Raw genomic sequence first — 20,192 nt, forward strand, 5'->3', positions numbered from 1 at the left:
TCAGTTCCTCGTCACACTGACGGTGCACACGAACAAGATCAATTCGACAACGGCGGCACAGGCCACATCAGCACGCTCAATGACGTCCACATACCCCGTGATCGTCATCCCGAGAGACGGTCAACACGCGCCGACGAGCGCTTGAGACGCCCCGCCCCATCAACCCACTAATTCAGCAGACTCCTAGCTGCGACGGCCTAACCCGTCGGCCCGGCGTCCATCCCCCCGTGGGAGTGCCTTTGACGACGACGCGCGCCGCGTCATTTGTGGTCTGGTTCACAGTTCGTCGGCATAATGGGGGTGCCCCAGTGCTACGGCGAGCACAGCGCATCGTCGACCCGGCGCCACAACCCCGGTGCCGGCCGACAGCTCCACACCAGGAGTCCGGCTCTGCCGCCGCTGCCCTGAGCACCTCAGTCGTCTGACGGCGCGATCCGCCGCAGTGACCCTAGGAGGCGGTATGGCTGGATTGTCGGCGCTTGCTGAGCTCGGCGAGCCGATTCAACTGGTGGCGCCCGACGGCGCAGCCACCGCCGAATCCCGATACCGCAGAGACCTCCCACCCGAGACACTGGCCTGGCTCTACGAGTCGATGGTCGTCACCCGCGAGCTCGACACCGAGTTCGTCAACCTGCAGCGCCAGGGCGAGCTGGCGTTGTTCGCGTCCTGCCGTGGTCAGGAGGCCGCCCAGATCGGCGCCGCGGCGTGCCTGCGCAAGACCGACTGGCTGTTCCCCCAGTACCGCGAACTGGGCGCGTTCCTGGTGCGGTCGATCGCACCGGCCCAGCTGGGTGCGCTGTGGCGGGGACGGTGGCACGGCGGACTGGGATTCACGGACAAGTGCGTGGCCCCGGTATCGATACCGATCGGCACCCACGGACTGCACGCGGTCGGTGCCGCGATGGCCGCCCAGCGTCTGGGCGAGGATTCGGTGACGGTCGCGTTCCTGGGTGACGGCGCCACCTCCGAGGGCGATGCGCACGAGGCGCTCAACCTGGCCGCGGTGTTCGGTGCGCCGTGCGTGTTCTTCGTGCAGAACAACCAGTGGGCCATCTCGGTGCCGGTGCAACGCCAGCATGCCGGTCCGACACTGGCGCACCGGGCGATCGGATACGGCATGCCCGGGGTGCGGGTCGACGGCAACGACGTGCTGGCCTGCTACGCGGTGACCGAACGTGCCGCGGCCCGGGCGCGGGGCGGCGGCGGTCCGACATTCATCGAGGCGGTGACCTACCGGATGGGCCCGCACACCACCTCCGACGACCCGACCCGGTACCGGTCCGACGAGGAGGTGGAGCGTTGGCGCGCAAGGGATCCCATCACCCGGTACCGCACCTACCTGCAGCACCGCGGGGTATGGACGCAGCGGCTGGAGGACCGCGTCGCACACCGTGCGCAGCGGCTCCGCGCTGAGCTGCGTGACGCGGTGATCCACGAGCCCGATATCGACGTCGGCGAGGTGTTCGACACGGTCTACCACGACATCACCCCGGAGCTGTCCCGGCAGCGCGACGAGCTGTTGGACGAACTGGCGAAGGAGGCGTGAGATGACCCAACTCATCGAGCGGCCCTTCGGTTTCGACGACGACGCCCCCGAGCCGGACCGGACGCCCGAGCCGGCAGCCTCGGGCAACCCGATGTCGATGGCGCAGGCGATCAATCGCGCACTGCACGACGCGATGCGGGTGGACGAGCGCGTCCACGTCTTCGGCGAGGACGTCGCGACCCTGGGCGGTGTCTTCCGGGTCACCGAGGGGCTCGCCCGAACCTTCGGCGAACAGCGGTGTTTCGACACCCCGCTGGCCGAGTCCGCGATCATCGGCGTCGCGATCGGGATGGCGATCCGCGGCCTGGTTCCGGTCCCCGAAATCCAGTTCGACGGTTTCGCCGCGCCGGCGTTCGACCAGATGGTCAGTCATCTGGCGAAGTACCGCATGCGGACCCGCGGTGACCTTGACATGCCGGTGACCGTGCGGATCCCGTCGTTCGGTGGCATCGGCGCGGTGGAACACCATTCGGAATCGACCGAGACGTACTGGCTGCACACCGCGGGCCTGAAGGTGGTGGTCCCGTCCACGCCGACCGACGCGTACTGGCTGCTGCGCTACGCCATCGCCGCCCGGGACCCGGTGATCTTCCTGGAACCCAAGCGCCGCTACTGGGCCAAGGAACCGGTCGACACCGGCAACCCCGCACCGCCGATCGGCCGGGCCGAGATCCGCTGCCACGGCGGCGATGTCACCGTGATCACCTACGGACCGTTGGTGGCGACCGCACTCAACACCGCCGACATCTGCGCCCACAGCCTCGAGGTGGTCGACCTGCGGTCGTTGAATCCGTTGGACTTCGACACCGTCGCGGCGTCGGTGCGCAAGACAGGTCGCGCCGTGGTGATGCACGAGGGGTCACGCACGCTGGGATTCGGCGCCGAGCTGGCCGCCCGGATCCAGGAGGAGTGCTTCTACGAGTTGGAGGCGCCGGTGTTGCGCGCCACCGGGTTCGACACCCCGTATCCACCGGCGCGGCTGGAGAAGCTGTGGCTGCCGGGGGTGGACCGACTGCTCGACTGCGTCGAGAACGCGATGAGCCGGCCATGAGCACGGTGCAGGATTTCTTGGTCCCCGACCTCGGCGAAGGCCTCGAAGACGCCACGGTCACCGAGTGGAACGTCGCGGTCGGCGACGAGGTCGAGCTCAACCAGCCGCTCTGCACCGTCGAGACCAACAAGGCGCAGGTCGAGATCCCCAGCCCATACGCCGGCCGGATCGTCGAACTCGGTGGTAGGGAAGGCCAGACGCTTCCGGTCGGTTCGGTGCTGGTGCGCATCAGCACAGACAGTGAGGTGGCGGGAACGGACCGGCCGGCACGCCGTCCGGTGCTGGTCGGTTACGGTGCGGACGACACCATGGACGCCAGCCGGCGACGGGCCAGGGCCAAACCGCCGGTGCGCAAACTGGCCGCTGATCTGGAGGTTGATCTGACGCGGCTGGACGGCGCGGGACCGGACGGCATCGTCACCCGTGACGACGTGCTGGCCGCGGCCGACGCGCCGGCATCGGACGCCGCGGTCACCGGTGTCCGGCTGGAGATGGCCCGACGGATGGCGTTGTCGCGCCGGGAGATTCCGGACGCGACTGCCTCGGTCGAGGTTGACGGGACCGCGCTGTTGCGGCTGCGGGACCGATTCAGAGACGCGGGCGCCGATTCGGTGACGCCGTTCGCGCTCGTTGTGCGCCTGCTGGTCGTCACGCTGTGTCGCCATCCGGCGCTGAACTCGACCTGGGTGGACACCGCCGACGGTCCGCGCATCCATGTCCACGACGCGGTCCACCTCGGCGTCGGTGTCGCAGCGCCCCGGGGGCTCCTGGTCCCGGTGGTGACCGACGCGCAGCGCCGGACCACCCGACAGCTCGCCGACGAGGTCGCCCGCCTGGCCGCCGCTGCCCGCGACGGTACCGTGAAACCCGTTGAGCTGCAGGGCTCGACGTTCACGGTGTCGAACTTCGGGGCCCTCGGTCTCGATGACGGGATTCCGGTGATCAATCACCCCGAGGCGGCGATCCTCGGCGTGGGCGCTCTGAAGCCGCGCCCGGTGGTGGTCGATGGAACCGTGGCGGCGCGGCCGACGATGAGGCTCACCTGCGCGTTCGACCACCGCGTCGCCGACGGTGCTCAGGTCGCCGCGTTCCTCGGCGGGCTGCGCTCGCTGATCGAGGCGCCGGAGCTGACGCTGCTCGACCTGTGAGCTACTTGCGCTTGGCCGCGGCCAGCCGGGCCGCGAACTCAGGCGACTCGATCGAACGGGCCTGCGGCACGATCTCGATGTCGACCGCGAGCCGGTGCTGATCGACATCGACTGTGCCCGGATTGGCGGTCGCCCGCATGGAGGCCTTGGTGGCCAGAACGACCTCGCGCGGCGCGGCGGCCGGGCCGGCGGCCAGCTGCCGGGCCGCGGCCACCGGGTCGTCGGCGACCTCAAGTGCCAGACCGTGGCGCACCGCGGCGTCGGCGTCGAACCGCATACCGAACAGCAGCGCGGCGCGGGCGGCCTGCGGCCCGACGATGCGGTTCAGCATCCAGGTCGCGCCGCCACCGGGATGGATGCCCAGCTTCTGGAAGCGCGGGTCGAACAGCGCGGCCGGTCCGGCGATCCGGACGTCGGCGGCCAGCGCCAGATTCAGTCCGGCACCGACGGCCGCGCCGTTGACCGCGGCGATCGTCGGCAACGTGCAGTCGGCGATGGCCAGGAATCCGTCGTAGATCACCCTGAGCCCGTCCTCGGTCGCTTCGCCCAGGGCGGTCAGGTCGGCACCGGCGCAGAACGCCTTGCCCGCGCCGGTCACGATCACCGCGTGCACGCCGGGATCGGCCTCGGCGTTTGCGACCGCGGCGCGCAGGGCCGCGGAGATCTCCGCGGTCACCGCGTTACGGCGGTCAGGATCGTTGATGGTGATCAGCGCGACGTGGTCTTCGACCTGCGTCAGTACGAGTTCGGGCACCCGGTCAGCCTATCGAGAGCCGCCGCAACAGGGCTGCCGCCCGCACGTCATCGCCGACCGTCAACGCGATGTGGACCTGCGGATCGGTGGCGTCGCCGCGACAGGCCCAGCGGATCGTGACGTCCTCGCCGTACTTGATCGGCTTGCGGTACTCGATCACGGCGCGGTAGGGCGGCGCGCAGACTTCCGGCACCACGGCCATCACCTCGTGGATGGCGTGCCAGTACGCGGTGTTGGTGACGTGCTCGAACAGGTCGATGTCGGTGCGTCGCAGGGCGAACGGTGTCCGCTGGTCGACATCGTCCGGATTCTGCAGCCAGGGCCGCCATTTGAGCCGATGCTCCTCGGTGGTGGTGGAGAACTTCTCGATCAGTGAGTCCGTGGCGCGTTGCGGGGTCAGCGTTTTCGCGTTCATCGCGATCCAGAAGCCCTCGGTTTCGATGCGGCCGCCGTCGCTGCCGACGAGGTCGACACGCATCGTGCACCAGCGCAGCGACAGCGCCGAGCACCACCTGCTGAAGGACACCTCGTTGGGGAATTCGATCGGTTCGATCACGTCGATGACGGTGCGTTGCACGAGCCAATGCGGATGAGCTTCGGCTTCCCCGGCATCCACGAGGTTCTCGGCCCCGACCTCCTGGATGTAGCGCGCCACACTGTCCAGGCGCAGAGTCAGGTCAGCGCCGATGTCGCCGGTGGCGACCCGCCACGCGGTGCGGTAGACGTAGCCGGAATCCGGCAGTGCGGCCAGCCGATGGTCGACGGGGTTGTTGGGCATCGCCTGAGAGCCTAACTACCGGCACCCGGCGCGCCCGTCGGTATCGGCCACCGCAGGAGGTAGCGGTAGTAGAGGGCTCCGGTCTCTGAAGCCGATGACGAGACCCTCAGACCTCCCGGACTAATTCGGAACCAACCCCCGTCGAAACGAACCTGGGGACCTCCACAAGCGCCGGCCCCCGCGCGGCGCCCGCACGGGCACAACTCTCTAACTCTCCAACGATGACGACGCCGCCGAGTAAGGGTCGCCAGAAAGCGGCCCCGGTCAAAGGATTTTATTTTCGTCGTCGAACGTCAGATCGGGAGGTACCGTCCGATCATGAAGACCATTTCAGCTATCGCTGCGTTGGCGGCATTGGCCGCAATGAGCGGTTGCTCTATCGACGATGGCACCGTTGAGACGATCCGCGACAATGTGGAGAGTCAATACTCGGAGACGATGGCGGCACGGGCCGGTGAGTCCGCGGCCCCTGCGCCGTCGTCGGGGTCGTCGGGCTGGGCCGGGATGCCCAACTTGGAAATGCCGCCAGGGGTCAGTTGGTACCGCACGGAAAACGACGGTATGGCCGGGGTTTGGTCATATAACGGCAAGAAGGACGACACGGAATTGCGGAGCCAAATCTATCGTCGGGTGGATGAGCAGCTCATGAGGGGCGGCTGGGAGGAGTGCCCCGCATCGGCCGACCCCGTGTACGAGTGGATTCGAGATACCGAGGGCTTCCGGCTCCATTTCGTGGCAGGCTCTGGCTACACGATGTACGTCCGACTGACTCGACTGCCGTACGAGATGGCTAACGGCTGCCCATGATCATCGCAACCCCGGGGGTATCAACATCTTTCCCCGGGCATGTTCGGCGACTCTCTCGGCACCGTGAAATCGCATCAACAATATTGGTGTAAACCATCTTTCATATGGCTTCATAAGGCCGAATCTGCCAGCACCCGAATCTGCGTTCTCTTCGATGAGGGTGAGCGAGTCCATTGCAAACAATGGCTTACAGATATTGGACACTCTGAGTCAAAGCCGGAGTGCTGGTGGATATGCCGAAGTGTTGTTCCACCTATTGTGGTCGAGCGGGCGCACATGCGGGGTCGTTTTCGTTTGGGGTCAACGGGCAAATGGTGCGCGCCGTTTCAGCCGGCCGGATTTGAAGTCCATCTCGAGGTACAGATCACGCCCACGTTTCTCATTTTCGTCATGACGGCGAGTGCCGCAGACCACCCGCAGCCTTTGGAAGCCTCGGCTACGGGTGCCTCTGGGTGGGTCGTTGAAGCGACCTGGGGCTCTCGGCCCTCGCCGACGGCCGCGGCGAGCGGCGGCGGACGCCGGAACCCGGGTGCGAGGTCGCAGCTGATCTGCCGGGTCTTCCGCAGGCTTTGACGACAGACAGACAGAGCACCGACCAGGAGACAGCCCGCTGCCGACTTGTTCACACGCCCGTACGGTCCGATTCTGCCGATGCCTCGGCCTACGCGGTGGAACCCCCGTCGGCTGTGTCGGTCTTGTCGGCCGCACCGGTCGTCGCCTCGGTGTCGGGCCTCGCAGCTTCTCCGGATTCGGTGACGGACTCGGCTTCGATGATGGAATCGGACGCGGTTTCCGGGTCGGATCCGGCTCCGGTGACGGGCACGGCATCGTCCTCGATGCTCTGCTCGTCGCGCCGCACGATCTCCGGGTCGGCGTCCTCCGAGGCGGGCTCGGCAGGGGTGCCCTCGTAGACCGGAAAGGTGTCGTCTTCGTCCACAGCCGGCGTCTCGTGATCGACTGGATGGCCGTCGGAGACCCCGGAGGCACGGACCTCCTGGCCGGTGGGGGATTCCTGCGGGGCGTGCCCAGAATCGTTGTCGGACAACGTGTCTAGGCCTTCACGGATGGCGCCGGGCACCTTAGCCGCCGCGCTGACGATCTCGCCCAGCGACGGCATCAGCCGGGCGGGCCGGTAGCGGCTCGGATCCGACGGGATCGGGTTGCCGTCGTAATAGGCCGAGTCCACGATGACCTTGAGCAGGGGGGCGGACACATCGGCGACGGCATCACCGAGAACATTGCGGATCAACCGCGCCAGCGGAAGCTCGTCGGTGGTGTACGTGACGTAGGTGGTGTTGCCTCGGGTCGTCAGGTACGCGACCACCCGATCGCCCACGGGCGGGGCGCACCGGGCGTTCTCGCACGGCACGGCCTCACCACCGGTGAGCACCGCGCACGTGTTCGCCCCCCCGCACGACACGGCCGGCCGGCCGTCGACGTCGACGGGCAGGTCGATCTCGGACTGCTCCCGGTAGCCGTACAGATACGCCACCAGAGAGTTCACGTGCGCCACCAGATTGAACAGGTCCGCGGGCGCGTTGGAGTTGTAGTTGTACTGGTAGGCGATGTCGACCACGGCAGCAGCGGTGGTGTCCGTCCGCGACGGGAATGGGTTCACCCCGATCAACGCGAACAGCGGATAGCGGGTACCGAACCCTCCGTCGGGGCGGGACACGTTGTTGTCCAGGATGAACACCGTCTTGGGCAACGCCGGGTCGGCGCTGCGGTCGAGTCGGTTCAACAGCAGGCTCACGTTGGCGGCACCCCAGCCGGAGGACAGCACGGCGTTGTCCTCACCGGAATTGGCTTGCAGCGCTGCGTCGATCGCGCCCACCCCGCCCCGGAAATCGACGCCGACGAGATCCGCGCCCGGCTGCCCGCCGGAGTTGTACGGGGCCTGGTTGAACTTGCCGCCGAAGAAGTCCTCGTTGCCGGTTGGGTCGGGATGAGTGGAACTCCCGACGACGATCAGCGCGCTCAGATCGACAAGCGGCGCCGAGATCGACGCCGGATGGGTGGCGGCGACCCCGCCGACGGTGACTGCCATGCCGATCGCCGCAGCGCCGGCCGCGGTCGTGGCGGCCTTACTCCGAAATTTGCCCATACCTTGGACCCTCCCCGCGACACGGTATCCCGCCGCGGCGTATTGCGCGACTGCTTCCCGTCGGCGCGCTGGGGTATCGCGGCGAAATGCTCGTCGAGGAAGACTCCCAGCGATGTCGACGCACGGCAGGACGCGGATTCGCTGAAAAGCACACCGCGCGACGCGTCGTCAGCGAACGTCGCCACGGCGATTGGCCTGGTAGCCGAGCTAGGTGAGGCGTCTCGCGAAGTTCGACCGGGCGTCGCTGCGACCTTCTATGCCGTCGAAGACCAGGACTGTGGGCCCGGCTAGGAGTCGCCCCAGCCGCCCTGAACCATGGTCTGGAACTTCCAACCGTCGCTGCGGGATCGGACCAGAAGGTCGCCGTACCGGACCTGCTGGCTGTGCCCGTCCACGGTGATCGTGGCGTCGGTGATCACGAAGACCAGGTTCTCGTTGATGAAGTGCGGGGTCCGCACCGACTCCATGGAGACATCCCCGGCGCCGCCGAGTTCCTGTGTCATCTGCGCGACGAACCGGTCACGGTCGCAGGACTCGGCCCGTCCGTCGGTGACCTCGTTGAGCGGAAACATCGCCTGATCGGCCATCCCCTCGATGTCCTTGGCCACCGCCAGCGCGTCGTAGCGCGCGAACCACGCCAGGACGTCCTCGACATCGGCGGGTGACGGGGCGTAACCACCCTCAGCTGTCATATGGAACATCCTCTCTTCTCCGTACCGTGTACGACGTACAGTGTACGGGATTCTTGCGTGGTATGGACCGGCCGTTACGATCAGCCGGATGGACAGGCGCGGAACGGCCCCCGACAGGACCAGCGCGGGCGATCCGGTGCGGACGCTGGAACTGCTGTGGCGCACACCGGGCGGCGCCCGAACCCCGCGCGGGCCCCGGCAGCGCACCACCGTCGACGCGGTGGTCGGCGTCGCGACCGAGATCGCCGACGCCGACGGGCTCGCCGCGGTCACGATGCGCGCGGTCGCGACGCGGCTCGGCATCGCCACCATGGCGACCTACACCTACGTGCCCGGCAAGGCCGAGCTGCTCGACCTGATGCTCGACAGTGTCCACGCCCAGATGCCACGCGCCGATCTGCGTGGATTGCCCTGGCGTGAGCGGGTTTCGGCCATCGCCGCGGAGAATCGCGACATGCTCGACCGGCATCCGTGGGTGGCGCAGCTGGCGACCACCCGCCCGCCGCTCGGGCCGGGGACCATCGCGAAGTACGAGCACGAACTCGGTGCGTTCGACGGCCTCGGGCTCAGCGACCTGGAGATGGATGCGGCGCTGACCTACGTGCTCGGCTTCGTGATGTCGGTGGCGCGTATCGCGATCGACTCGCAGAGGGCCGGAGCCGACAGCGGCGTGACCGACCAGGCGTGGTGGGAACGGGCCGAGCCGCTGCTGGCGAGAATGTTCGACGCCGAGAAGTTTCCGCTCGCCTCCCGCGTCGGGGCTGCTGCGGGGCGGGCCCACGCCGGCGCATACAGCGCCGGGCACGCTTACGAGTTCGGGCTGGCACGCGTGCTCGACGGCCTCGCGCCCGTGATCGAGACCTCAGACCGGTAGCGAGGCGGTGCCGTTCGAGGATTCGGGCCGCCGCACGCACGACCCGCCGCCCGACAGTCGCCTCGGTTCCTTGGTGAGGAATTTGCGCCCCCGGCAGGAATCGAACCTGCGACCTAGAGATTAGAAGGCTCTTGCTCTATCCAACTGAGCTACGGAGGCAACGCCGAGCAGTGTATCGCGCGGGTCGGCGGTGACAGCCACTAAAGCCGCCTCCTGCGAGACGGCTGCCGACTAGCGTGGTGCGCATGAGCAATGAGCCGGAACTGGACGCGGCCGGACTCCCGGAGGAACTCAGTCCGCTCGACCAGATCCTGCACCGCGGCGAAGCCAATCCGCGCACCCGCTCGGGCATCCTGACCGTCGAGCTGCTCGACACGACCCCCGACTGGGACACCTTCTACACCCGCTTCGAGCACGCGTCCCGCAAGGTGCTGCGGCTGCGCCAGAAGGTCGTCACCCCGACGCTGCCGACGGTGGCGCCGCGCTGGGTCGTCGACCCCGACTTCAATCTCGACTTCCACCTGCGGCGGGTGCGTGTCCCCGAACCCGGCACCATCCGGCAGGTGATGGACCTCGCCGAGATCGCGGTGCAGTCGCCGCTGGACATCTCCCGGCCTCTGTGGACGGCCACCCTGATCGAAGGGGTGGAGAACGGTCGGGCCGCCCTCATGGTCCACCTGAGTCACGCCGTCACCGACGGCGTCGGTGGTGTCGAGATGTTCGCCAACCTCTACGACTTCGAGCGGGAACCGGCGCCGCAGCGCCCTCCGCCGCTGCCGATTCCCTCCGACCTGTCGCCGAACGATCTGATGCGCGCCGGCCTGAACCGACTGCCCGGCACCATCGTCGGCGGCGTCCGTGGCGCATTGTTCGGCGCGGTCCAGGCGGTCGGGCACGTGGTGCGCGACCCGGTGACGCGGCTGGGCAGCGCCATTGACTACGCGATGTCGGGGGCCCGCGTCATGGGCCCGGTCGCCGACCCGTCGCCGATTCTGCGCCGGCGCAGCCTGTCCTCCCGTAACGAGGCGATCGACATCGAGTTCGGCGACCTGCACCGCGCCGCCAAGGCCGCCGGCGGCTCGATCAACGACGCCTACCTGGCCGGCGTGTGCGGGGCGTTGCGGCTCTATCACGAGGCCAAAGGTGTTCCGGTGGACACACTGCCGATGGCCGTGCCCGTCAACCTGCGCTCCGAGGACGATCCCGCGGGCGGCAACCGGTTCGCCGGGGTCAACCTCGCGGCGCCCATCGGGCTCGCCGACCCCGAGGTGCGGATCAAGGAGATCCGGTCGCAGATGACGAGCAAGCGCGAAGAGCGGGCCCTGGACCTGGTCGGCGCGATCGCCCCTGTGGTCAGCCTGCTTCCCGACCCGGTTCTGGAGTCGATGGCGGGATCGATCGTCAATGCCGACGTACAGGCCAGCAACGTGCCGGTGTACGCCGGGGACACCTTCATCGCCGGCGCGAAAGTGTTGCGCCAGTACGGTATCGGGCCGTTGCCCGGTGTGGCGATGATGGTGGTGCTGGTGTCGCGTTCGGGGTACTGCACGATCACCGCCAGGTACGACCGCGCGTCGATCACCGAGCCCGACCTCTTCGCCCGCTGTCTGCTCGCCGGCTTCGATGAAGTGCTCGCCCTCGGCGGCGACGGCCGTGCCGTCCCGGCGACCTTCACCGCGCGTACCGCCCCCGTCGAATCATCGACCCGACTGAACGGAAGTGGCCCCCAGTGACTTCGGCGACACCGGACAACCGTCAACTGCGTCTCCCTGGTTCGGTCGCCGAGATCCAGGCCAGCCCTGAGGGGCCGCAGATCGGTGCGTTCTTCGACCTCGACGGCACACTCGTCGCAGGGTTCACCGGCGTGGTGATGACCCAGGATCGCTTGCGGCGCAGACAGATGTCGGTGGGAGAGTTCATCGGCATGGTGCAGGCCGGCCTGAACCACCAGCTCGGCCGCTCGGAGTTCGAGGATCTGATCGGCAAGGGCGCGCGCATGTTGCGCGGGAACTCGGTGGACGACATCGACGAACTCGCCGAACGCCTGTTCGTCCAGAAGATCGTCAGCCGGATCTATCCCGAGATGCGCGAGATCGTGCGCGCGCACATGGCCCGCGGCCACACCGTCGTGCTGTCTTCTTCGGCGCTCACCGTCCAGGTTGAGCCGGTGGCCCGCTTCCTCGGTATCGACAACGTGCTGAGCAACAAGTTCGAAACCGACGACGACGGGTTGATCACCGGCGAGGTGCAGCGGCCCATCATCTGGGGGCCCGGCAAGGCGAGGGCGGTCCAGGAGTTCGCCGCCGCCAACGGCATCGATCTGTCGAAGAGCTACTTCTACGCCGACGGCGACGAGGATGTCGCGCTGATGTACCTGGTGGGCAACCCCCGTCCGACCAACCCGGCGGGCAAACTGGCCGCTGTCGCGGCCAAGCGCGGCTGGCCCATCCTGCGTTTCAGCAGTCGCAGCGGTTCGAGTCCTGCGTCGCAGGTACGCACCGCGCTCGGCGTCGCGTCGATGGTGCCGATCGCCGCCGGAGCCCTCGGCGTCGGACTGCTGACCCGCAACAAGCGCACCGGGGTCAACTTCTTCACGTCGATGTTCGGGCGCACGCTGCTCGACACCATCGGCATCAACCTGCAGGTGCTGGGCAAGGAGAATCTCACCGCGCAGCGGCCCGCGGTGTTCATCTTCAACCACCGCAATCAGGCGGACCCGCTGATCGCCGGGAGGTTGATCAACAACGACTTCACCACGGTCGGCAAGAAGGAACTCGAGAACGACCCCATCGTCGGCACCATCGGCAAGATCCTGGATGCGGCCTTCATCGACAGGGAGGATCCCCAGAAGGCCGTAGAAGGCCTCCGCAAGGTCGAAGAGCTTGCGCGCAAAGGTCTGTCGATACTCATCGCCCCCGAGGGGACCCGGCTTGACACCACCGAGGTGGGCCGCTTCAAGAAGGGCCCGTTCCGGATCGCGATGTCGGTGGGCATCCCGATCGTGCCCATCGTGATCCGCAATGCCGAGGTGATCGCCGCCCGCGACTCCAGCACATTCAACCCTGGCCTTGTCGATGTCGTTGTCTACCCGCCGATCCCGGTCGACGACTGGACGCAGGAGAACCTGACCGAACGCATCGAGGAGGTGCGCCAGCTCTACCTCGACACCCTGAAAGACTGGCCGCACGACGAACTCCCGGTGCCGGACCTGTACCGGCGCGCAGAGACCGCCAAGAAGACGCCGGCCCGCAAGACGCAGGCCGCGAACGTGACCTCCAAGAAGGCTGCCGCCAAGAAGGCTGCCGCCACGAAGACGGCCAAGAAGGCGACGGCGAAAGGCGCCGCCAAGAAGGCGCCGGCCCAGGGCGCCGGTGGCACCAAGGACCGGCCGTGAAGGCTCGGGCCGACGACTTCGCCGCCTACAACGCCGTCGACGACACCCTGGTGCTGGCGTCGGTGTCCTCACCTGCCGAGGAGGAGTTGCTGCGCGACTGGCTGGAGAGCCAGCGACGCGCCCACCCTGAGTCGAAGATCGAGGTCCTCAAGCTGCCGGCCGACGACGATCCGGCCCCTGCGGTGCTGGCCCGGCTGGTGGAGCTGCTCCAGGCCGATGAGGATCGCTCGGTGGTCCCCGTACGCGTGTTCTGGGTTCCCGGCGGACTTCCCACCCGGTCCAAGGTGGTCGCGGTGCTGTCCGGCCGTGACACCTACTGCCCGCCGAAGGTGCTGCAGCGCGCGATCCTGAAGCGGGACCCGTCCCGGGCCCGCGTCGTCGCCGGTGAACCCGCCAAGGTCGCCGAGCTGCGGCAGCGCTGGAGCGAGACGACCGTCGCCGAGAACCCCAGGGAATTCGCCCGATTCGTGCTCCGGCGGGCGATCCTTGCCATCGAGCGCGTCGAGTTGCGGTTGCTCGGCCCCGAATACAAGTCGCCCCGGCTGATCAAGCCGGAGGTGTTGACCTCGGCGCGGTTCCGTGAGGGGCTGGAGAAGATCCCGGGCGCCACCGTCGAGAAGGCGGGGGAGATGCTCGACGAACTCGCCACCGGCTGGAGCCGATTCTCGGTCGACCTCATCCCGTCACTGGGGCGGGCGATCTTCAGCCGCGGCTTCGACCCGAACATCGACTACGACCGCGGTGAGGTCGAGGCGATGCGCCATGCACTGGAAGCCCATCCAGCCGTGCTGCTGTTCTCGCATCGGTCCTACCTCGACGGCGTCATCGTCCCGGTGGCCATGCAGGAGAACAGGCTGCCACCTGTCCACACCTTCGCGGGCATCAACCTGTCCTTCGGGTTCATGGGCCCGCTGATGCGCCGCTCCGGGGTGATCTTTCTGCGGCGCAAGCTCGACGACCCGCTGTACAAGTTCGTGCTGCGCCAGTTCGTGGGCTATATCGTCGAAAAGCGGTTCAACCTCTCATGGGCGATCGAGGGGACCCGGTCGCGGACCGGAAAGATGTTGCCGCCCAAGCTCGGCCTGCTCGCGTACGTCGCCGACGCCTACCTGGACGGCCGCAGCGACGACATCCTGCTGCAGCCGGTGTCGATCAGCTTCGACCAGTTGCACGAGACCGCCGAGTACGCCTCGTACGCCCGGGGTGGCGAGAAGACCCCCGAGGGATTGTCATGGCTGGTCAACTACATCCGCGCCCAGGGCGAGCGCAACTACGGCAAGATCTATGTCCGCTTCCCCGAGGCGGTTTCGATGCGTGAGTACCTCGGTGAGCCGCACGGCCCCCTGGCCACCGACGAGTCGGCCAAAAGGCTGGCGATGCAGAAGATGGCGTTCGAGGTGGCCTGGCGGATCCTGCAGGTCACCCCGGTGAACGCGACGGCGCTGGTGTCGGCGCTGCTGCTCAGCACCCGCGGCATCGCGCTGACGCTTGACCAGCTGCACCACACGCTGCAGGACTCGCTGGACTATCTGGAGCGTAAGCAGACGCCGATGACCAACAGCGCGCTGCGGCTCCGGACTCCGGAAGGGGTGCGCGCCGCTCTGGACGCGCTGTCGGGCGGCCATCCGGTGACCCGCACCGACAGCGGCCGGGTGACCGTGTGGAGCATCGCCCCGCAGGACGAATTGGAGGCGGCGTTCTACCGCAATTCGCTGATCGACGCGTTCCTGGAGACCTCGCTGGTCGAGTTGGCGCTGGCCTACGCCGCGCGCACGGACACCGACCGGTTGGACGCGTTCTGGAGTCAGGTGATGCGGCTGCGGGATCTGCTCAAGTTCGAGTTCTATTTCGCCGACTCGGCCGCCTATCGCGAGCACGTGGCCGAGGAGATGTCCTGGCATCAGGATTGGGAGAGCGACGTCGCCGCGGGCGGGGACCGGCTCGACGCGCTGCTGCAGGAGAAGCGCCCCGCGATCGCCGGACCACTGCTGCGACCGTTCTTCGAGGCGTATGAGATCGTCGCCGACGCGCTCATCGACGCACCGGCGGAGATCTCGGAGAAGGATCTGACGGCCAAAGCGCTCGGCCTCGGTCAGCAGTACGTCGCGCAGGGGCGGGTGCTGAGCACCGAATCGGTGTCGGCGTTGCTGTTCGCGACCGCCCGGCAGGTGGCCGCGGATCAGCATCTGCTCACCCCTGCCGCCGATCTGGACGAACGCCGCAGAGCGTTCCGCCGCGAGCTGCGCGGCATCCTCAAGGACATGGACACCGTGGACCGGTGCGCGCGCAGGCAGTTCTCCGCCCGCGAGCGCAGCCGCCGGGAGCTGCGCAACGACCCTGTGTCGTAGATCGCGTCCGGGAAGGTCATACGCTGGGCACATGACGTCTGTCGCCCGCGCCGCACCCGTCGGGGTGCACCGCGCCCCGGTGTGGGCGGTGCTGTGCGGCGTCGCGGTGCTGGCCGGTCTGACCGCCGCGGCGCTGTCGGCGCTGTCGCTCGCCGAGGCGCTGACCGCCACCGGGCTGCCCGACCCCGGGCCTGTGACAAGTTACGGCCTGCCGTTCGTCCGGGCGGCCGGCGAGATCGCGGCGGTGACCGCCACGGGCGCGTTCCTGTTCGCCGCGTTCATGGTTCCGCCTCAGCCCAACGGTGTCCTCGACGTCGCCGGCTACCGCGCGCTGCGAACAGGCACCGCGGCCGCGGGTGTCTGGGCGGTGTGCGCGGTGCTGATGGTGCCGCTGACGGTGTCCGATGTCAGCGGTCAGCCGTTGACGACGCGGCTGAGCCCGGCCGACATCTGGTCGGTGGCCGATCTGATCGACATCGCCGGTGCGTGGCGATGGACGGCGTTGCTGGCCGGGTTGGTCACCGTCGTCAGCATCCCGGTGTTGCGCTGGTCGTGGACCCCGGTGCTGTTCGCCGGGTCGCTGCTCACGTTGCTGCCCCTGGGCCTGACCGGACACTCGTCGTCCGGCGGTGCACACGACGTGGCGACCAACAGCCTGCTCATCCATCTCGTCGCCGGGGCGATCTGGGCGGGCGGGCTGTTGGCTCTGCTGGCCCACGCGTTGCGCCGCGGCGAGCACGGTCCGCTCGCCGCGCGCCGCTTCTCGGCCGTCGCGCTGTGGTGCTTCGTCGCGATGGCGCTCAGCGGGCTGGTCAACGCGCTGGTCCGGATCAGGCCCGCAGACCTGGTGAGCACCGATTACGGTCTGTTGATCCTGGCCAAGATCGCGGCATTGGCGGCCCTCGGTGTGCTCGGCTGGCAGCAACGCCGGAAGGGGGTCGCTGCGTTGCAGCAGGACCCCGGGGCGCAGGGCCCGCTGCTCCGGCTGGCCGTGGTGGAGGCCGTGATCTTCGCGCTGACGTTCGGCGTCGCCGTCGCGCTGGGGCGAACCCCGCCGCCGCCCCCGGTGAACCTGAACCTGTCGATCCCGGCGGTCGAAATCGGCTATGACCTCGCCGGCCCGCCGACGCTGGCCAGGATGCTCTTCGACTGGCGCTTCGACCTCGTATTCGGTACCGCGTCAGTCGTGTTCGCGCTGGTCTACCTCGCCGGGGTGATCCGGTTGCGGCGGCGCGGCGATGCGTGGCCTGCCGGCCGGACCGCGGCCTGGCTGCTGGGCTGTCTGGTGCTGCTGCTGGCCACGTCCTCAGGAATCGGGCGCTACATGCCGGCGATGTTCAGCATCCACATGGTCGCGCACATGATGCTGTCGATGCTCGCGCCGATCCTGCTGGTGCTCGGCGCCCCCGTCACGCTGGCGCTGCGGGCGCTACCGGCCTCGGGCCGCAACGACCCGCCCGGCCCGCGCGAGTGGCTGCTGGCCGCCCTGCACTCGCGCCTCTCCCAGGTGCTGACCAACCCGTTCGTCGCGACGGCGCTGTTCATCGTCGGGTTCTACGGCCTCTACTTCGGCGGCATCTTCGACGCGGCGGCGGGTAGTCACTTCGCGCACCTGGCGATGAACCTGCACTTCCTGCTCAGCGGCTACCTCTTCTACTGGGTCGTGATCGGCATCGACCCGACACCGCGACCGCTACCACCGCTGGCCAAACTCGCGATGGTGTTCGCGTCGCTGCCGTTGCACGCGTTCTTCGGCGTGGTTCTGATGAGCACGCAGTCGGTGATCGCCGAGAGCTTCTACCGCTCGCTGAATCTGAGCTGGCACACCGACTTGCTCGGCGACCAGAAACTCGGCGGCGGGATCGCCTGGGCCGCGGGTGAGGTGCCGCTGGTCGTCGTGCTCATCGCGCTGTTCGTGCAGTGGCGCCGTTCCGACGAGCGCACCGCCAAGCGGCTCGACCGCGCCGCCGACCGAGACGACGACGCCGACCTCGCGGCCTACAACGCAATGCTCGCCGAGTTCGCCCGGCGCGAACGCGAGCGCGGCTGAGGCCCGAACGTCATATTTTCAGCTGTTCAGATATTCAGGTGTTGTGTTAGCGTCGCGGTAGCGGGCCGGCCCGGGCGCACCGATGCAGCACATCGACGTGGTGGCCGGCCCGCACCAGCGGGTGCGACCATCCCCAATCCGCGATTCATCCACAGCCTGCGCCCTGATGCTCGACGCCCTGCCTCCCGGTGTCGGCGGCCGCGTGCTCAATGGCGGTGTCATCGCAGGATCGGGCACGGTGCCTGATCCTGCAGCTGAGAAACTCAGGAGAGGCACCACCATGTTCGAGACACCGATCACCGTCGTCGGCACCATCGTCACCGCACCTGATCGCCGGCGGGTCGGCGACCAGGAGCTGTTCAAGTTCCGCGTGGCCAGCAATTCCCGGCGTCGTACCGCCGACGGCACCTGGGAACCGGGCAACTCGCTGTACGCGACCGTGAACTGCTGGGGCCGCCTGGTCACCGGCGTCGGGGCGGGCCTCGGGAAGGGAGATCCCGTCATCGTTGTTGGTTACCTGTACACCAACGAATACGAGGACCGCGACGGTAACCGTCGGTCGTCCCTGGAGATCCGGGCCACCTCGGTCGGCCCGGATTTGGCGCGCTGCATCGTCCGCATCGAGAGCCGCCGCCACCCCGAGCCCGCGGCCCCTGCCGCTGGGGTGGAGCGGCAGGACGGGCCCGTCGAGGGCGAAGCCATCGCCTATGGGGACGCAGCCGAGGTCGACACCGCCGAACCGGAGTCACTGAAGCTGACCGCCTAGCGGCCAACGCCGCCGCTGCGGCCACGCCTAGGATGGGGCCCGACTATCGCGCAGTCCGAGATGATCCCGCCCAGCGAGTACCGGGATCGAGAAAGGCACATCGAAGGCAATGGCCGAATTCATCTACACGATGCGGAAGGTCCGCAAGGCGCACGGCGACAAGGTCATCCTTGACGACGTCACGCTGAACTTCCTTCCGGGCGCGAAGATCGGCGTCGTCGGACCCAACGGGGCCGGTAAGTCGAGCGTCTTGCGGATCATGGCCGGCTTGGACCAGCCCAACAACGGCGATGCGTACCTGGCTCCCGGCGCGAGCGTCGGCATCCTGATGCAGGAGCCCAAGCTCGACGAGACCAAGACCGTCCGCGAGAACGTCGAGGACGGCGTGGCCATCAAGGCCAAGCTCAACCGGTACAACGAGGTGGCCGAACTGATGGCCACCGACTACACCGACGAGCTGATGGACGAGATGGGCAAGCTTCAGGAGGAGCTCGACGCCGCCGACGCCTGGGACATCGACAGCCAGCTCGAGCAGGCGATGGACGCGCTGCGCTGCCCGCCGCCCGACGAGCCGGTCACCCACCTTTCCGGTGGTGAACGGCGCCGCGTGGCGCTGTGCAAGCTGCTGCTGTCCAAGCCCGACCTGCTGCTGCTCGACGAGCCCACCAACCACCTGGACGCGGAGAGCGTGCTGTGGCTGGAACAGCACCTGGCCAGCTACAAGGGCGCCATCCTGGCCGTCACCCACGACCGGTACTTCCTGGACAACGTCGCCGAGTGGATCCTCGAACTCGACCGGGGCCGGGCCTACCCGTACGAGGGCAACTATTCGACCTACCTGGAGAAGAAGGCAGAGCGGCTGGAGGTCCAGGGCAAGAAGGACCAGAAGCTGCAGAAGCGGCTCAAGGACGAGCTGGCCTGGGTCCGTTCGGGCGCCAAGGCCCGGCAGGCCAAGAACAAGGCCCGTCTGCAGCGGTATGAGGAGATGGCCGCGGAGGCCGAGAAGACGCGCAAGCTCGACTTCGAGGAGATCCAGATCCCGACGCCGCCCCGGCTGGGCAACGTCGTGGTCGAGGTCGACCACCTCGACAAGGGTTTCAGCGGTCGCCCGCTGATCAAGGACCTGTCGTTCACGCTGCCGCGCAACGGCATCGTCGGTGTGATCGGCCCCAACGGTGTCGGCAAGACCACGTTGTTCAAGACAATCGTCGGTCTCGAACAACCCGACAGCGGCACCGTGAAGGTCGGTGACACCGTGAAGCTGAGCTACGTCGACCAGAGCCGCGCGGGCATCGACCCGAACAAGACCGTCTGGCAGGTCGTCTCCGACGGGCTGGATTACATCGAGGTCGGCCAGAACGAGATCCCGTCGCGGGCCTACGTATCGGCGTTCGGGTTCAAGGGTCCGGATCAGCAGAAGCCGGCCGGGGTGCTTTCCGGAGGCGAGCGCAACCGGCTGAACCTGGCGCTGACCCTCAAAGAGGGCGGCAACCTGATTCTGCTCGACGAGCCCACCAACGATCTCGATGTGGAGACGTTGAGTTCGCTGGAGAACGCGCTGGAGAACTTCCCGGGCTGCGCCGTGGTGATCTCCCACGACCGCTGGTTCCTGGATCGCACCTGCACGCACATTCTCGCGTGGGAAGGTGACGACGACGACAACGAGGCCAAGTGGTTCTGGTTCGAGGGCAACTTCGGCGCCTACGAGGAGAACAAGATCGAACGGCTGGGCGCCGAGGCGGCCCGTCCTCATCGGGTCACCCACAGGAAGCTGACTCGGGGATAGTCTCGTCGTGCGGACCAGGTAACCGGGTGCGGACGCGAGGAGCAACACCAACCGAGCCCACGGCACCCGGTTACAGCCAACGGCGGCCGGTGCG

Annotated in this window: 15 protein-coding genes and 1 tRNA gene; 11 read left to right on the top strand and 5 right to left on the bottom strand. The window is 67.9% G+C overall.

What is annotated here, in order from left to right; genetic code table 11:
- Positions 1-460: 460 nt before the first annotated feature.
- From pdhA to ACTWP6_RS25595, 3 genes are read left to right on the top strand one after another with little or no spacing between them, the layout of a single operon-like run.
- Positions 461-1,546: a pyruvate dehydrogenase (acetyl-transferring) E1 component subunit alpha gene (gene pdhA, locus ACTWP6_RS25585; protein WP_260754376.1), complete on the top strand. Its 1,086-nt coding sequence runs from the start codon at positions 461-463 to the stop codon at positions 1,544-1,546.
- 1 nt (position 1,547) lies between these two features.
- Complete coding sequence (locus ACTWP6_RS25590) at positions 1,548-2,597, top strand: alpha-ketoacid dehydrogenase subunit beta (RefSeq protein ID WP_260754375.1); 1,050 nt, start codon at positions 1,548-1,550, stop codon at positions 2,595-2,597.
- The gene (locus ACTWP6_RS25595; RefSeq protein WP_443189149.1) at positions 2,594-3,745 is read left to right on the top strand and encodes a dihydrolipoamide acetyltransferase family protein; all 1,152 of its coding nucleotides are present in this window, start codon (positions 2,594-2,596) and stop codon (positions 3,743-3,745) included. The genes ACTWP6_RS25590 and ACTWP6_RS25595 overlap by 4 nt, the downstream gene beginning before the upstream one ends.
- Position 3,746: 1 nt before the next feature.
- On the opposite strand, the gene ACTWP6_RS25600 is transcribed toward ACTWP6_RS25595, so the two are convergent.
- Complete coding sequence (locus ACTWP6_RS25600) at positions 3,747-4,499, bottom strand: enoyl-CoA hydratase (protein ID WP_443189150.1); 753 nt, start codon at positions 4,497-4,499, stop codon at positions 3,747-3,749.
- A 4-nt stretch (positions 4,500-4,503) separates the two neighbouring features.
- Positions 4,504-5,277, bottom strand: coding sequence for an acyl-[acyl-carrier-protein] thioesterase (locus tag ACTWP6_RS25605; protein WP_443189151.1), 774 nt, complete (start codon positions 5,275-5,277; stop codon positions 4,504-4,506).
- A gap of 318 nt (positions 5,278-5,595) precedes the next feature.
- Here ACTWP6_RS25605 and ACTWP6_RS25610 point away from each other — a divergent pair, with 318 nt between their 5' ends.
- Positions 5,596-6,084, top strand: a complete 489-nt coding sequence (locus ACTWP6_RS25610) for a hypothetical protein (RefSeq protein ID WP_443189152.1) — start codon at positions 5,596-5,598, stop codon at positions 6,082-6,084.
- A gap of 661 nt (positions 6,085-6,745) precedes the next feature.
- Here the strand turns inward: ACTWP6_RS25610 and ACTWP6_RS25615 are convergent.
- Complete coding sequence (locus tag ACTWP6_RS25615) at positions 6,746-8,188, bottom strand: PE-PPE domain-containing protein (RefSeq protein ID WP_443189153.1); 1,443 nt, start codon at positions 8,186-8,188, stop codon at positions 6,746-6,748.
- Positions 8,189-8,475: 287 nt separating this feature from the next.
- Positions 8,476-8,880: a nuclear transport factor 2 family protein gene (locus tag ACTWP6_RS25620; protein WP_443189154.1), complete on the bottom strand. Its 405-nt coding sequence runs from the start codon at positions 8,878-8,880 to the stop codon at positions 8,476-8,478.
- Between the two features lie 88 nt (positions 8,881-8,968).
- On the opposite strand from ACTWP6_RS25620, the gene ACTWP6_RS25625 reads away from it, so the two are divergent.
- Complete coding sequence (locus ACTWP6_RS25625) at positions 8,969-9,754, top strand: TetR/AcrR family transcriptional regulator (RefSeq protein ID WP_443189155.1); 786 nt, start codon at positions 8,969-8,971, stop codon at positions 9,752-9,754.
- A gap of 85 nt (positions 9,755-9,839) precedes the next feature.
- Here ACTWP6_RS25625 and ACTWP6_RS25630 read toward each other — a convergent pair.
- Positions 9,840-9,913: transfer RNA gene (locus ACTWP6_RS25630), tRNA-Arg, on the bottom strand.
- An 86-nt stretch (positions 9,914-9,999) separates the two neighbouring features.
- Between ACTWP6_RS25630 and ACTWP6_RS25635 the strand changes: the two genes are divergently transcribed.
- The 6 genes from ACTWP6_RS25635 (at position 10,000) to ettA (ending at position 20,098) form a co-directional block, all read left to right on the top strand.
- Positions 10,000-11,487: a wax ester/triacylglycerol synthase family O-acyltransferase gene (locus ACTWP6_RS25635; protein WP_443189156.1), complete on the top strand. Its 1,488-nt coding sequence runs from the start codon at positions 10,000-10,002 to the stop codon at positions 11,485-11,487.
- The gene (locus ACTWP6_RS25640; RefSeq protein ID WP_443189157.1) at positions 11,484-13,148 is read left to right on the top strand and encodes an HAD-IB family hydrolase; all 1,665 of its coding nucleotides are present in this window, start codon (positions 11,484-11,486) and stop codon (positions 13,146-13,148) included. Before ACTWP6_RS25635 ends, ACTWP6_RS25640 begins: the two co-directional genes overlap by 4 nt.
- Positions 13,145-15,496: a glycerol-3-phosphate 1-O-acyltransferase gene (locus ACTWP6_RS25645; RefSeq protein ID WP_443189158.1), complete on the top strand. Its 2,352-nt coding sequence runs from the start codon at positions 13,145-13,147 to the stop codon at positions 15,494-15,496. The genes ACTWP6_RS25640 and ACTWP6_RS25645 overlap by 4 nt, the downstream gene beginning before the upstream one ends.
- Positions 15,497-15,527: 31 nt before the next feature.
- Positions 15,528-17,546, top strand: coding sequence for a cytochrome c oxidase assembly protein (locus tag ACTWP6_RS25650; protein WP_443189159.1), 2,019 nt, complete (start codon positions 15,528-15,530; stop codon positions 17,544-17,546).
- Between the two features lie 280 nt (positions 17,547-17,826).
- Positions 17,827-18,312 (top strand): single-stranded DNA-binding protein, encoded by a 486-nt coding sequence (locus tag ACTWP6_RS25655; RefSeq protein WP_443189167.1) that lies wholly within the window; start codon positions 17,827-17,829, stop codon positions 18,310-18,312.
- 109 nt (positions 18,313-18,421) lie between these two features.
- Positions 18,422-20,098, top strand: a complete 1,677-nt coding sequence (ettA, locus tag ACTWP6_RS25660; RefSeq protein ID WP_260754359.1) for an energy-dependent translational throttle protein EttA — start codon at positions 18,422-18,424, stop codon at positions 20,096-20,098.
- Positions 20,099-20,192: the final 94 nt, after the last annotated feature.

Origin of the sequence: Mycobacterium sp. 4D054 (assembly GCF_052245755.1) — a bacterium.
GTDB lineage: Bacteria > Actinomycetota > Actinomycetes > Mycobacteriales > Mycobacteriaceae > Mycobacterium.

Bases quoted from the DNA above. Each gene is read 5' to 3' on its own strand.
- pdhA (WP_260754376.1), top strand. From the start codon at position 461: ATGGCTGGATTGTCGGCGCTTGCTGAGCTCGGCGAGCCGATTCAACTG.
- ACTWP6_RS25615 (WP_443189153.1), bottom strand. From the start codon at position 8,188: ATGGGCAAATTTCGGAGTAAGGCCGCCACGACCGCGGCCGGCGCTGCG.
- ACTWP6_RS25650 (WP_443189159.1), top strand. From the start codon at position 15,528: ATGACGTCTGTCGCCCGCGCCGCACCCGTCGGGGTGCACCGCGCCCCG.
- ACTWP6_RS25605 (WP_443189151.1), bottom strand. From the start codon at position 5,277: ATGCCCAACAACCCCGTCGACCATCGGCTGGCCGCACTGCCGGATTCC.
- ACTWP6_RS25635 (WP_443189156.1), top strand. From the start codon at position 10,000: ATGAGCAATGAGCCGGAACTGGACGCGGCCGGACTCCCGGAGGAACTC.
- ACTWP6_RS25610 (WP_443189152.1), top strand. From the start codon at position 5,596: ATGAAGACCATTTCAGCTATCGCTGCGTTGGCGGCATTGGCCGCAATG.
- ACTWP6_RS25620 (WP_443189154.1), bottom strand. From the start codon at position 8,880: ATGACAGCTGAGGGTGGTTACGCCCCGTCACCCGCCGATGTCGAGGAC.
- ACTWP6_RS25590 (WP_260754375.1), top strand. From the start codon at position 1,548: ATGACCCAACTCATCGAGCGGCCCTTCGGTTTCGACGACGACGCCCCC.
- ettA (WP_260754359.1), top strand. From the start codon at position 18,422: ATGGCCGAATTCATCTACACGATGCGGAAGGTCCGCAAGGCGCACGGC.
- ACTWP6_RS25655 (WP_443189167.1), top strand. From the start codon at position 17,827: ATGTTCGAGACACCGATCACCGTCGTCGGCACCATCGTCACCGCACCT.
- ACTWP6_RS25595 (WP_443189149.1), top strand. From the start codon at position 2,594: ATGAGCACGGTGCAGGATTTCTTGGTCCCCGACCTCGGCGAAGGCCTC.
- ACTWP6_RS25625 (WP_443189155.1), top strand. From the start codon at position 8,969: ATGGACAGGCGCGGAACGGCCCCCGACAGGACCAGCGCGGGCGATCCG.